Below are 12316 nucleotides of genomic sequence, written 5' to 3'. Positions count from 1 at the left end.
TCCGCCCATCCCCCGAAACGGAGAGACCTATGGGCATCGACACCGAGCGCGACATCGAGGCAAACCTGCAGATTGGCCCGACGGATCGCGGCATGGTCCGCCTTTTTGTCGAGGCGGGCGGCACCGAGATCCCCATGGATTTCACCCCCGACGAGGCTGAAGAGATCGCCGAAGAGATCCGCGCGGCAGCCCGTGGCGCGCGCTCCGTCAAGACGCGCAAGTAGTCCTTACGAGACAAAGGCGCCCACGCCCGGGTCGCGGTAGCTTTGCAGCCGCCGCGCGGCGTGGCGCGCGAAGGTGAGCATCAGCGCCTTGCGCCGGGCGCCGGCCAGTTTGCTCTCGGGCCCGATGCGCAGGATCTCGGCATCGTAGCTGTCGGCGATGATCAGGCCCGTCTCCTCGGGCAAAAGATCGACGGGAAACTCCTCGCCCACCGCCCAAAAAAATCGGTCGCACCAGGGCAGATAGCCCTGCCATTTGTGATCGGTCATGTAATCGGCGCGGCTGGATTTGCACTCGATCACCCAGATCTCGCCCTTCGGCCCCACCGCCATCACATCGACGCGCAGGCCCCGCTCGGGCACCAGCTCCTCCACGGTGACGAAGTCATGATCGGCCAGATGGCGGCAGACGCCGCGGGCGATCAGCTGGCCAGGTTGAAGGAGCGGCAGGTCGGACATGGGCAAAGCATGAACAATCCGTGAACACTGGTCAAGATGGCCGAGCCCGGGCGCCGTCCGCGTGCGTCTGGCTCCCGGCGCGCGGCGCCCCGGGGATCCCTCGGGCGGGCGGGCGATTGCCGAAGGCGAGGCCGCCTGACCGAGCTGCCCCTTGCAGGAGGCGGGGCAGCGGCCTACCTGTCGCCTTGGCGGGCTTCTGCTCTTCTCGTGACATGGGTCAATTCCGGTGGCCTTAAGCAAATCCGAGGGAGCTGGCTCTGGCCGGATCTTGGTCCGGTTACCTGGCGCCCACCTGTATGAACAGGTCCTCGGGAATTTAAACCCCCACGGTTGCAGCGGTTCCCGTCACTTACCTCCCCTCCTTCCGGGGGGAGGACAGTGTCGGGGTGAAGGTGGCGAGAACCCCGCCCTACAGGGCCGCGACGAGCTCTGCGAAATGCTCGCCGCGTTTCTCGAAATTGTCGTATTGATCAAAGCTCGCCGCCGCCGGCGCCAGCAGCACCACCTCGCCCGGCTCGGCCTCTGCCGCCGCGCTGGCGACCGCCACATCCATCGTGCGGCAGATCTCGGCCTCCACGCCCGGCAGCTGGCGGGCGAAGGCCTCTGCCTCACGCCCGATGACATAGGCCTTCACCACATGGCCCAGATGCGGCTCCAGCCGGCCGAGGCCACCCTCCTTCTCCAGCCCGCCGCAGATCCAGCGGATCTTCGGGAAGGCGGCGAGCGCATGGGCCGCGGCATCGGCATTGGTCGCCTTGCTGTCGTTGACGAAGGTCACGCCCTCACGCTCGGCAATGCGCTGCGAGCGGTGCGGCAGGCCGGGATAGCTTTGCAAGCCGGCCTCGATCTCGCGCGGCCCCAGCCCCAGCGCCCGGGCGGCGGCGAAGGCGGCGCAGGCGTTCTGGTGGTTGTGCGCGCCCGGCAGGCCGGGAATTGCCCGAAGGTCAATCGAGGCGATTTGCCGGCTCTTACGCCATTCGGTGAGGAAGCCCTTGCGCGCGAACACCTGCCAGCCCGGCCCGGTGAGCTTGCGGTTCGCCGAGATGCGGATCACCCGGTCGTCTCCCGCCCCGACAGCGAGCTGGTTGGCGAGGTAGAGCCCCTCATCCTCGTCCACCCCGATCACCGCCCGGTCCGGCCCGCCCTCGGCAAACAGCCGGCGCTTGGCGGCGAAATAGCCGCCGGGGCCACCGTGACGATCCAGATGGTCGGGCGAGAGGTTGGTGAAGACGGCGATGTCGGGCGTCAGCGCGCGGGCGAGATCGGTCTGGTAGCTGGAGAGCTCCAGCACGATGGTCTCGCCATCCTCCGGCGGGGCGAGATCGAAGACGCCGAGGCCGATATTGCCGGCCAGCTGCGCCGGGCGGCCTGCCTCGGTGAGGATGTGGTGCAGCAGCGCCGAGGTGGTGCTCTTGCCGTTGGAGCCGGTGATGGCGACCACGCGGGGCGGACGGTCGAACTCCTCGAAGGCCGAGGAGCCGAAGGCGCGGAAGAACAGGCCGATGTCGTTGTCGACGGGCACCCCGACCTCCCACGCAGCACGGATCGCGGGATGCGGCGCCGGGTAGAGATGCGGGATGCCGGGGGACGTGACCAGCGTCGCCAGCGGCTCGACATTGGCCGGCTTGGTCAGATCGGCGATCTCGATGCCCTCGACGGAGGCGGCCGCCTCACGCGCAGGAACGCTGTCATCCCAGCCCACCGGGATGGCGCCGCCGGCGATGAGGGCGCGGGCGGTGGCGAGGCCCGAGCGGCCGAGGCCGAGGAGGCCGACGCGCTGGCCTTCGAAACCGGTGGCGGGGATCATGAGCGAACCTCCGGGATGGATGGAGAGGGCGGGACCGGGGGCTGTCTGCCCCCGGAACCCCGAGGATATTTGAACGTCGAAGTGGGGCAGGAAGAGGTGCCCAGCTTGCTAGCGCACCTTGAGTGTGGCGAGGCCGATCATGGCGAGGATCAGGGCGACGATCCAGAAGCGGATGACGATCTGAGGCTCGGACCAGCCCATCTTCTCGTAATGGTGGTGGATCGGCGCCATCAGGAAAACCCGCTTGCCGGTCCGGCGGAAGTAGAAGACCTGGATGATGACGGAGAGCGCCTCGACCACGAAGAGGCCGCCGACGATGCCGAGGACGATCTCGTGCTTGGTCGCCACGGCGATGGCGCCGAGGGCGCCGCCGAGGGCGAGAGACCCCGTGTCACCCATGAAGACGGCGGCGGGCGGGGCGTTGTACCAGAGGAACCCCAGGCCGCCGCCGATGAGGGCAGCGGTGAAGATGAGGATCTCGCCGGTGTCGGGCACGTAGTGGACGCCGAGATATTCGGTGAAGTCGGTGCGGCCCACGGCATAGGCGATGACGCCGAAGGTGGCCGAGGCGATCATCACCGGCATGATGGCGAGCCCGTCGAGCCCGTCGGTCAGGTTCACCGCATTGGCGGAGCCGACGATGATGAAGGCGCCGAAGGGCACGAAGAACCAGCCGAGGTGGATCAGCAGCTCGCGGAAGACCGGGAAGGCCAGCTCGCCCGTCAGCTCGGCGGGGTGAAAGCTCATCGCCCACCAGGCGGCGACGGCGCCGACGAGTATGCCGAGGCCGAGGCGCACCTTGCCGGGCACGCCATTGGTGTTCTGCTTGGCGACCTTCGCGTAATCGTCGGCAAAGCCGATGATGGCGAAGGCGAGCGTCACGAACAGCACCATCAGGATGTAGGGGTTGGTCAGCTGCGCCCAAAGCAGCGTGGAGGTGAGCACGGCGCCGACGATCAACAGCCCGCCCATGGTGGGCGTGCCGGCCTTGGCCAGATGCCCTTCGGGCCCGTCAGAGCGGATGGGCTGGCCTTTGCCCTGCCGGCGGCGCAGCACCTCGATCAGCGGGCGGCCGAAGAGGAAGCCGAAGACCAGCGCCGTGAGAAAGGCCCCGCCGGCCCTGAAGGTGATATACCTGAAAAGGTTAAAGAAATCACCACCATCGGACAGCAGCGTCAGCCAATAGAGCATGCGGTCACACCTCCTGATCGCGAGAGGCGCCGCGATGCCCCAGATTACGGATCGCGTCAACGATCTTGGAGACGCGGATCCCCTTGGAGCCTTTGACGAGCACAACATCGCCGGCATCGACCAGCCGGGCGACATGCGGGATGAGCTCTTCGGCCGTCTCGGCCCAGCGCCCGCGCCGCTCATAGGGCAGCGCGTCGTAGAGGGCCTTCATGCGGGGGCCGACACAATGAATGAGCCCGAGCGCAGGCATCGAAGGGTCGTTCGCCAGTGCGGCGTGCAGCTCTATCTCCTGCGGGCCCATCTCGAGCATGTCGCCGAGGATGGCAACGCGGCGGCCCTTCTCGACCCGCCCTGCCCCGTCGCGCGGCCGGGCTGCGGCGAGGAGGGCGAGGCCGGCGGCCAGAGAGGTGGGGTTTGCGTTGTAGCTGTCGTCGATGAGGTCGAGCGTTTCGCTCTCGCGCGCGGGATCGAGCACCACCACCTCGCGGGCGCCCCGCCCTGCCGGCGGGCGCCAGGCGCCGAGGCCGACGAGCGAGCGCGACAAATCGGCGCCGAGCGCGCTGGCGGCGGCAAGCGCGGCCATGGCGTTGAGCGCGAAATGCGCGCCCTCGCTCGCGATCTTCAGCACGAAATCCAGCTCGCCTGCGCGCGCGGCAGCCGTGGTGGCGCCCGGGGCCACGGTGACCTCGCCGAGATGCCATTCGGCTTCCGGCCCGCGGCCGAAGCGCACCACCCAGCCGCCATGGGCGCGGGCGGCGTCGATCAGCAGCGGGCTGGTGGGCAGGTCGGCATTGACGATGGCGGTGCCGCCCGGCTCAAGCCCCTGGAAAATGTCGGCCTTCTCTCGGGCGATGCCCTCGATATCGTCGAAGGCCTCCAGATGGGCGGCGGCGATGGTGGTGATCATCGCCACATGCGGGCGGGCGAGCCGCGCCAGGGGCGCGATCTCGCCGGGATGGTTCATGCCGATCTCGATGACGGCGAACTCGGTGTCGCGCGGCATGCGGGCCAGCGTCAGCGGCACGCCCCATTGGTTGTTGTAGCTGGCCTCGGCCACATGCACGCGGCCCTGCCCGGCCAGAGCGGCGCGCAGCATCTCCTTGGTGGAGGTCTTGCCGACGGAGCCGGTGATGGCGCCGACGCGCGCATTGGTCCGGGCGCGACCGGCCCGGCCGAGCGCGGTGAGGCCGGTGAGGACGTCATCTACGATGAGAAGCGGCGCGTTCGGGGGCACACCGTCGGGGATGCGGGAGACGAGGGCTGCACCCGCCCCCTTCTCCAGGGCCTGGGCGACGAAATCGTGGCCGTCGCGCACGTCCTTCAGGGCGACGAAGAGGTCACCCGGCTGCAGGCTGCGGCTGTCGATAGAAACGCCGTTGACCGCCCAGTCGCCCCGCGCCTCGCCGCCCGTGGCGGCGGCCGCCTCGGCGGCTGTCCACAGGCTCACGCGCGGCCCTCCAGCGCGGCGACGGCGATCGAGGCCTGCTCGGCATCGTCGAACGGGTGTGTGGTGTCGCCGATGATCTGGCCGGTCTCATGGCCCTTGCCGCAGATCAGCAGGGCATCGCCCGGCCCGAGCGCATCCACGCCGCGCAGGATGGCTTCGGCACGGTCGGCCACCTCGGTGACGCTATGCCCGTCGCCGACGGCGCGGGCGCCCTCCAGCACGGCGGCGCGGATGGCGGCCGGGTCTTCGCTGCGGGGGTTGTCGTCAGTCACGATGACCTGGTCGGCATGCTCGGCGGCGGCGCGGCCCATCAGCGGGCGTTTGCCACGGTCGCGGTCTCCGCCGGCGCCGACGATGGCGACGATGCGGCCCATCACATGCGGGCGGAGCGCCTGGAGCGCCGTCTGCACAGCGTCAGGCGTGTGGGCGTAGTCGACGTAAGCCGTGGCGCCGTTGTCGCGCGTTGCGGCCAGCTCCATCCGGCCGCGCACGGTGCGCAGCTTGGGAAGGGCCGCAAAGACCTCCTCGGGGTCCTCCCCCGAGGCGATGACGAGACTGGCGGCCACGGCGACATTGGCCGCCTGGAAGCCGCCGATCAGGTTGAGCCGCAGCATATGCGGGGCGCCTTGCCATTCGAAGCGCAGCTCCTGCCCCGTCGCATCGAAGCGCTGCGCGCCGAGGCGGAAGCGGGCCTCGACGGAGCGCCCGACACCGATGACCTCCTGGTCGCGGGCGATGGCGCGCGCGGCGACATCGGCGCCGAAGGGATCGTCGAGATTGGCCACGACGATGCCCTCCTCATCGAGCACACGCTCGAACAGGCCGAGCTTGGCCTCGAAATAGGCGCGCATGTCCTCGTGGTAGTCGAGGTGATCCTGGCTGAGATTGGTGAAGCCTGCGGCAGCGAGGCTCACTCCGTCGAGCCGGCGCTGGTCGAGCCCGTGAGAGGAGGCCTCCATCGCGGCATGGGTGATGCCGGCCTGTGCCGCCTGTGCCAGGGCCATGTGCAGGGTCAGACTGTCTGGCGTGGTGTGGCGGAGCGGATAGGTGAAGTCGCCCTCCACCCCTGTGGTGCCGACGTTCACCGCGTTATGCCCCAGCTCCTGCCAGATCTGCCGGCAGAAGCTGGCGACGCTGGTCTTGCCGTTGGTGCCGGTGACGGCGACCATGACGGTGGGCTGGGGGCCGAACCAGAGCGCGGCAGCCCGGGCGAGCGCAGCGCGCGGGTCTTCGCAGAGGACGAGCGCGGCGCCAGAGCCGGCGAGCACATCGCCGGCAAGTCGGGCGCCTTCGGCATCGGTCAGCACCGCGCCGGCGCCCTGGCGCAGCGCATATTGAATGAACTCGCCGCCATGCACCCGGCTGCCCGGCAGGGCGGCGAAGAGCATGCCCTCGCGCACCTCGCGGCTGTCGATGGCCAGGCCGGTCACCTGCACCTCGCGCCCGCCGCGCGCTGTCAGGCCGAGGCTCGACAGCGGGATGCTTTTCGGCGGCGTGGAGTTTCGTGCGTTCATCTCGCCCCGCTCTTACTGTGAGGCTTGATGTATATACTCCGGCGCCCAGCGTTCAACGGCTGGGCGCAGGCCCAGAAGCGGCGCGGTGCGGCGCACCACCTCTGCCGCGACGGGCACAGCTGTCCAGCCAGCGGTGCGGCGCGGGACGGGGCCCGAGGTTTCAACCGGCTCGTCGAGCGTGATGACGATGACATAGGCGGGGTCGTTCGCCGGGAAGAAGCCCGAGAAGGTGGAGATGACCTTGTCGTTGTCATAGCCGCCGCCCGTCGGGCTGGGCTTTTCCGCCGTGCCCGTCTTGCCGCCAACGTTGTAGCCTTCAACCTCGGCCAGGCTGGCGGTGCCGTGATCGACCACGCCGCGCAGAATGGCGCGCATCTGGTCAGACGTCTGGCGGCTGACGACATGCTCGCCCTGCTGCGGGCCGTTCTGGCGCAGCAGCGTGGGCACGATGCGGGTGCCACCGTTGACGAGGCTGGCATAGCCCGCCGCCAGGTGCAGCGGCGAGACGGCGATGCCGTGGCCGTAGGAGATGGTCATCATCGACAGCTCCGACCAATTGTCGGGAAATTGCGGGCGGCCCGAGGGTGCCTCGGCCATTTCCACCGCCGTCGGCTCCAGCAAACCGAGGCTGCGCAGGAACTCCTGCTGCCGCTCGATGCCCAGCATCTGCGCGATGCGCGCGGTGCCGACGTTGGAGCTTTCGGCAATCACCTCGCTGACCGGCATCGACGGGTCCATGCGGTGCGAATCGCCGATGCGGAAGCGGCCCCAGGTGAGCGGGCCTTCGGTGTTGATGATGGTGTTGGGGTTCACCAGCCCGGCATCCAGCGCCGCCGCTGCCGTGAAGGCCTTGAAGACCGAGCCCAGCTCGTAGACGCCCTGCAGCGAGCGGTTGAACAGCGGGCTGTCTGAGGGCGAGCCCGAGGTGGGCAGCGCCGGGCGGTTGTTGGGGTCGAAATCCGGCAGCGATGCCATCGCAATGACTTCGCCGGTATGCACATCCATGATGATGCCCGAGGCGCCTTTGGCGTTCATCAGCGTCATGCCCGAACCGAGAACCTCTTCCATCACCGCCTGCACCGTCAGGTCGAGCGACAGCTCCAGCGGCTCGGATTGGTAGGGGTCGCGCAGGCGCGAGTCGAAGTAGCGCTCTACCCCGGCGACGCCGATCACCTCAGCGGAAGAGACACCTTCGCGCCCGTAAGAGGCGCCGCCCAGGATATGCGAGGCCAGTGTCCCGTTGGGATAAAGGCGCATCTGGCGAGGGCCGAAGAGCAGGCCGGGGTCGCCGATGTCATGCACCGCCTGCATCTGCTCGGGGCTGATCTGCCGGCGAATCCACAGGAAACGGCGCGAGCCGGTGAAATCGGCCAGCAGCCGCTCGCCATCGAGCTCGGGGAAGATGCGCGCAAGCTCGGCCGCCGCATAATCGGGGTCGATCATCTGCTGAGGCTGCGCGTAGAGCGAATAGGTCTCCATGTTGGTCGCAAGGATGCGGCCATTGCGGTCGACGATATCGGCCCGGTCAGAAAGGATCGGCGCCGAGCCTTCAGAGGCCTGCACCGTCGGCTCTTCAGCGTCGGAAGACGCGAGCACTGCCATCTGCCCGCCGATCATCGAGAAGGCCGCGAAGAAGCAGAAAGCCATGAATTTCAGGCGCATATCGGCACGGCTGCGCAGCTTGTCGCGCATCTCTTCGTGGCGGACGCGCAGGTTCTCGCGCTCGATGGCCTCGGTCGATTCGCCCTTGTCACGGGCCTGCAGAACACGGGCGAGCGGGCGCAGCGGTCGGCGGATCACAGCGGGTCCTCCTCGGGGTTGATCGGGCCTTCGAAGCCGGCGGACGACAGCTCGACGACATCCTCGATACCGGCGAGTTCCGGCAGCGGCTCGGGCACATCGGCGAGATGGCCGAAGGCCTCGGGCAGGATCGGCAGCAGCTCCAGCCGGTCGAAATTGAGATCGGCCAGTTCGCGCAGCCGGTCGGGCCGGTTGAGCCAGGCCCATTCGGCATTGAGGATCGACAGGCGCGAGCGCTGCTCGCCGATTTCGCCGCGCAGCTGCGCGACGCGGCGGATCGAATCCTGCGTCTCGTAATTCTCCTGGTAAGCCCAGAAGGCGAGCCCCATCACCGACAGGCCCATCAGAACGTAAAGCAACCCTTTCACGGCCTGGTCCCCCTCATTGGTCTTGTCTCACTGGCATGCCCAGCTCTCGCGGGGCTGGCATTGCGGTAGCGGGCGCACCGGTGCGGCGGGCCATGCGCAGCTTGGCCGAGCGCGCGCGCGGATTGGCCGCCAGCTCTGCCTCGCTGGCATCCACCGCCTTCTTGGTGACCGGCTCGAAACTCGGCTCCGGCCCCTCGACCACCGGAGCATGGCGCGAGCCGCCGCCGGTGCTGCTGCGGGCCGCGATGAAGCGCTTCACCATGCGGTCCTCGACGGAATGGAACGTCACCACGGCGAGCATCCCGCCTGGCACCAGCGCCCGCTCGGCCGCCGCAAGCCCTTGGTAGAGCTCGTCATATTCCTCGTTCACCGCGATGCGCAGCGCCTGAAAGCTGCGGGTGGCGGGGTGGCTCTGCCCCGGTTTCTGGCGCGGCATGACGCTGCAGATCGTGGTCGACAGCTCCATGGTCGTGCGCAGCGGGCGGGCGGCGACGATGGCGCGGGCAATACGGCGCGAGGCGCGCTCTTCGCCGAACAGATAGAGGATGTTGGCCAGCTCCGCTTCGGGCGTCTCGTTGACGAGATCGGCGGCGCTCGGCCCCTCGCCAGACATGCGCATGTCGAGCGGACCGTCCTTCTGGAAGGAGAAGCCGCGCTCCGGCTGGTCGATCTGCATGGAAGAGATGCCAAGATCCAGCACCACGCCGTCGAGCGGGCCGTCCGCGAGCTCGTCGAGCTGGCTGAAGCGCCCCTCTTTCAGGGTGAGCTTGCCGGGATAGTCGCCGCGCCAGTCCTCGGCCATCTGGAAGACCGAGGGGTCGCGATCGACACCGATCACCTCACCCGCCCCCGCCTCGATCAGCCCGCGGGCGTAGCCGCCGGCGCCGAAGGTACCATCCAGCCACCGCCCCCGCACCGGGGCGGCGAGCTGCAGGATGGGCTCAAGAAGGACCGGGATATGCGGGGCGGCAGCCATGATCACGGGCTATTCCGGAAAGGGATCTGGCGGCAGATCGGCCAGTTCCTGCGGGTCGAAATCGGGACCGAGCTCGGCGAGCAGCTCGTCGTGATCGTCACCGGCGTCGGCCTCTTCGGCGCGCCAGATCTCGAAGTAATCGCCGTAGCCGAGCAGCGACAGCTCGTCATCGCCCGTCACCCCAAGCCGCTCGCGCAGCTTTTGGGGGAGGACCATGCGGCCATCTTTGTCGAGCAGCACGAGGCTGGTCTGGCGGAAGTAATAGCGCATCGCCAGCTTCTTGCGGGCGCCGGCGGGCCACATCTGATACTGCCGGCGGCGCCGCTCGATGTTCTTCACATCCCAGGCGCGCAGGTAGCCATCAAGATCGTCTGAATATTGCAGGTAAAGGCGCGTGGGCTGGCCAGCGCTCCATTCCGGGTCATTCTTGTCGAGGACGGCACGGAAGGCTGCGGGGATGGAGACCCGCCCCTTCCCGTCGATCCGCTGCTCGATCTCGCCGGTGAAGCTGCTCACGGGCGCCTGACCCTTTCATTCCCCCGGGTTTTCCGATGCCCAGGACGTAGAAACGGCGGATCGGTCTGCTGCCACTGACCGATCCGCCGCCCTGTCCCCTTTGCGGGGAGGTCCGACTGCGCGCGCCACCTGGGGGGATGTCTGCTCGCCCGCGCGCCGGATCACGATGTTCGAAAGGGAGCCGCCTGTATGAAACCTGCTCTCTGGTGCTGGTTGGGGTTCTTTGTTGCCCCGAATTGTTGCTGCCCTTCCGGTGACATCGTTTTGGCATGGTCTTAACCCCCACGCAACGGTCTTGGATGGGTGCTACCGGGAATTGACGGTTTTGCCACAGAAATTCGTCAGTCTGACAGGCTTTCGCGAAGAAAGTGTTGACGCACAAAATGGTGAACGGAAGATGAGCAGCACTACATGTTGTGCGCTCGCCGACAAATATCGAGATATGATGGGCTTTCCGCTCACGACGCTCGTGAACACGGAATTTTCTTAGAGCTGCGCCTGAGGGGGCGGAATCCGGGCCGGTGGGGCCGGATTCCAGCCCGGTGGCGGGTAATCCCAGCCCGATCCCGGCGAATCCCAGCGCCGATTCCGGCGGCGCCCGGCGAATCCCAGAAGGGGAGTCCCGGCCCGCTACGGGGCCGGGCTCAGTTTCAGGCCATGCCGCCCGAGATCAGGCCGCGGGCGAGCTTTGCATATGCTTCGGCCATCACGCCCTCACCCGTGGCGATGGGCACGCCGGAGTCACCGCCGAGCCGGGTGTCGAGATCGATGGGCAGCGCGCCGAGCACAGGCAGGCCCAGACGCTCCGCCTCTTTGGCGGCGCCGCCATGGCCGAAGATGTGCGCCTCATGCCCGCAGTTGGGACATATATAGAGAGACATGTTCTCTATGAGGCCGAGCACCGGCACCTTCAGCGTGCGGAACATGTCGATGGCCTTCACCGCGTCGATCAGCGCCACGTCCTGCGGGGTGCACACCACGATGGCGCCAGACAGGGCCGTGCGCTGCGCGAGAGAGAGCTGCACATCGCCGGTGCCGGGTGGCAGGTCGATGAGCAGCACGTCGAGCTCACCCCAGGCCACCTGCCCGAGAAGCTGCTGCATGGCGCCCATCAGCATGGGGCCGCGCCAGATGACCGCCTTCTCCGGCTCCACCATTAGCCCGATGGACATCATTGTGACGCCATGGGCATGCGCCGGCTCGATGATCTTGCCGTCATTCGAGCGGGCGCGCTCGGTCACCCCCATCATGCGCGGCTGGCTGGGCCCGTAGATATCCGCATCGAGCAGCCCGACCTTCTTGCCCTCCTTCGCAAGAGCCACGGCGAGGTTTGCGGAGACAGTGCTTTTGCCCACACCGCCTTTGCCGGAGCCGACGGCCAGGATTCGCTTGATACCAGCGACGGGCTGAGGCCCGCCCTGCTGCGGCGTCGGGTGGCCGCCGATCTTGATCTGCGGCGGGGCGCCCTGCCCGGCCGCCTGGCCCTGCGGCGGGGCGCCCGCGGGAGCGGAGCCACCGGAATGCGCCGTCAGCGCCACGCTCGCCTGTTCGACCCAGGGAAGCGCGCCGACCGCGGCCTCGGCGGCGCGACGCAGCCCTTCCATCGCGCGGGCCTCCTGCGGGCTGCGCGCCTCGATGACGAAGCGCACCCGACCGCCCTCGATTGAGAGGGCGCGCAGCATGTCGCGACTCACCAATGTGCCGCCATCGGGCAGCTCGATGCGGGCCAGCGCCGCGCGAATCTCGTCTTTTCGATCGGCCATGAGGCCTCCTTGTCGTCTCGATGCGGGAAAGATCGGGCACCGCATCCGCCCAGATTTCGGCGTTCAGCCCCAGATGGCGGCCTCAGCCTTCAGTTTCTGCCCATTGCGTGGGCAATGACCCGCTGCCAGGCTAATTAATGCGGCCACAAAAGAAATATGCGCTCGCCGCATGGCAGCAATGCAGAACCGTCCATTGTGCAGGTGCAGCAAATGCCCCAAATCTCAGTTCAGACGACGCCACCGGATGGCGGTGC

General features: G+C 68.1%; 11 protein-coding genes and 1 other RNA gene. 2 read left to right on the top strand and 10 right to left on the bottom strand.

Features of this window, described 5'->3' with window-relative positions:
* Positions 1-29: 29 nt before the first annotated feature.
* Positions 30-224, top strand: coding sequence for a DUF6324 family protein (locus tag ACXN5S_RS08620; protein ID WP_458605013.1), 195 nt, complete (start codon positions 30-32; stop codon positions 222-224).
* A gap of 3 nt (positions 225-227) precedes the next feature.
* Here the strand turns inward: ACXN5S_RS08620 and ACXN5S_RS08615 are convergent, their stop codons facing one another.
* A complete protein-coding gene (locus ACXN5S_RS08615; protein ID WP_458605012.1) occupies positions 228-680 on the bottom strand; it encodes an MmcB family DNA repair protein in 453 nt (150 codons plus the stop codon).
* A 190-nt stretch (positions 681-870) separates the two neighbouring features.
* On the opposite strand from ACXN5S_RS08615, the gene ssrS reads away from it, so the two are divergent.
* Positions 871-1026, top strand: a non-coding RNA gene (gene ssrS, locus ACXN5S_RS08610) — 6S RNA.
* A 63-nt stretch (positions 1027-1089) separates the two neighbouring features.
* Here the strand turns inward: ssrS and murD are convergent.
* The 9 genes from murD to ACXN5S_RS08565 all read right to left on the bottom strand — a co-directional run bounded on the left by murD (position 1090) and on the right by ACXN5S_RS08565 (position 12062).
* Positions 1090-2487 (bottom strand): UDP-N-acetylmuramoyl-L-alanine--D-glutamate ligase, encoded by a 1398-nt coding sequence (gene murD, locus ACXN5S_RS08605; RefSeq protein ID WP_458605011.1) that lies wholly within the window; start codon positions 2485-2487, stop codon positions 1090-1092.
* Between the two features lie 108 nt (positions 2488-2595).
* A complete protein-coding gene (gene mraY, locus ACXN5S_RS08600; RefSeq protein ID WP_458605010.1) occupies positions 2596-3678 on the bottom strand; it encodes a phospho-N-acetylmuramoyl-pentapeptide-transferase in 1083 nt (360 codons plus the stop codon).
* Positions 3679-3682: 4 nt separating this feature from the next.
* Positions 3683-5125: a UDP-N-acetylmuramoyl-tripeptide--D-alanyl-D-alanine ligase gene (locus ACXN5S_RS08595; protein ID WP_458605009.1), complete on the bottom strand. Its 1443-nt coding sequence runs from the start codon at positions 5123-5125 to the stop codon at positions 3683-3685.
* Positions 5122-6639 carry a UDP-N-acetylmuramoyl-L-alanyl-D-glutamate--2,6-diaminopimelate ligase gene (locus tag ACXN5S_RS08590; RefSeq protein ID WP_458605008.1) on the bottom strand — a complete coding sequence of 506 codons (1518 nt, stop codon included), beginning with the start codon at positions 6637-6639 and terminating at the stop codon, positions 5122-5124. Before ACXN5S_RS08590 ends, ACXN5S_RS08595 begins: the two co-directional genes overlap by 4 nt.
* A 12-nt stretch (positions 6640-6651) precedes the next feature.
* Positions 6652-8439: a peptidoglycan D,D-transpeptidase FtsI family protein gene (locus ACXN5S_RS08585; protein WP_458605007.1), complete on the bottom strand. Its 1788-nt coding sequence runs from the start codon at positions 8437-8439 to the stop codon at positions 6652-6654.
* Complete coding sequence (ftsL, locus tag ACXN5S_RS08580) at positions 8436-8807, bottom strand: cell division protein FtsL (RefSeq protein ID WP_458605006.1); 372 nt, start codon at positions 8805-8807, stop codon at positions 8436-8438. The genes ACXN5S_RS08585 and ftsL overlap by 4 nt, the downstream gene beginning before the upstream one ends.
* Before the next feature lie 13 nt (positions 8808-8820).
* Entirely contained in the window at positions 8821-9783 is a 963-nt protein-coding gene (gene rsmH, locus ACXN5S_RS08575) for a 16S rRNA (cytosine(1402)-N(4))-methyltransferase RsmH (protein ID WP_458605005.1), read from the bottom strand.
* A 9-nt stretch (positions 9784-9792) separates the two neighbouring features.
* Positions 9793-10299, bottom strand: a complete 507-nt coding sequence (locus ACXN5S_RS08570) for a division/cell wall cluster transcriptional repressor MraZ (RefSeq protein WP_458605004.1) — start codon at positions 10297-10299, stop codon at positions 9793-9795.
* 650 nt (positions 10300-10949) lie between these two features.
* Positions 10950-12062, bottom strand: coding sequence for an Mrp/NBP35 family ATP-binding protein (locus tag ACXN5S_RS08565; protein WP_458605003.1), 1113 nt, complete (start codon positions 12060-12062; stop codon positions 10950-10952).
* Positions 12063-12316: the final 254 nt, after the last annotated feature.

The sequence above is a fragment of the Pseudoroseicyclus sp. H15 genome (assembly GCF_054353345.1).
This window is presented reverse-complemented; position numbering and strand designations above follow the sequence as displayed.

What these genes read in the sequence shown, in the direction of transcription:
- ACXN5S_RS08620 (WP_458605013.1), top strand. Translation starts at nt 30, where the DNA reads ATGGGCATCGACACCGAGCGCGACATCGAGGCAAACCTGCAGATTGGC.
- mraY (WP_458605010.1), bottom strand. Translation starts at nt 3,678, where the DNA reads ATGCTCTATTGGCTGACGCTGCTGTCCGATGGTGGTGATTTCTTTAAC.
- ACXN5S_RS08615 (WP_458605012.1), bottom strand. Translation starts at nt 680, where the DNA reads ATGTCCGACCTGCCGCTCCTTCAACCTGGCCAGCTGATCGCCCGCGGC.
- rsmH (WP_458605005.1), bottom strand. Translation starts at nt 9,783, where the DNA reads ATGGCTGCCGCCCCGCATATCCCGGTCCTTCTTGAGCCCATCCTGCAG.
- ACXN5S_RS08565 (WP_458605003.1), bottom strand. Translation starts at nt 12,062, where the DNA reads ATGGCCGATCGAAAAGACGAGATTCGCGCGGCGCTGGCCCGCATCGAG.
- murD (WP_458605011.1), bottom strand. Translation starts at nt 2,487, where the DNA reads ATGATCCCCGCCACCGGTTTCGAAGGCCAGCGCGTCGGCCTCCTCGGC.
- ACXN5S_RS08590 (WP_458605008.1), bottom strand. Translation starts at nt 6,639, where the DNA reads ATGAACGCACGAAACTCCACGCCGCCGAAAAGCATCCCGCTGTCGAGC.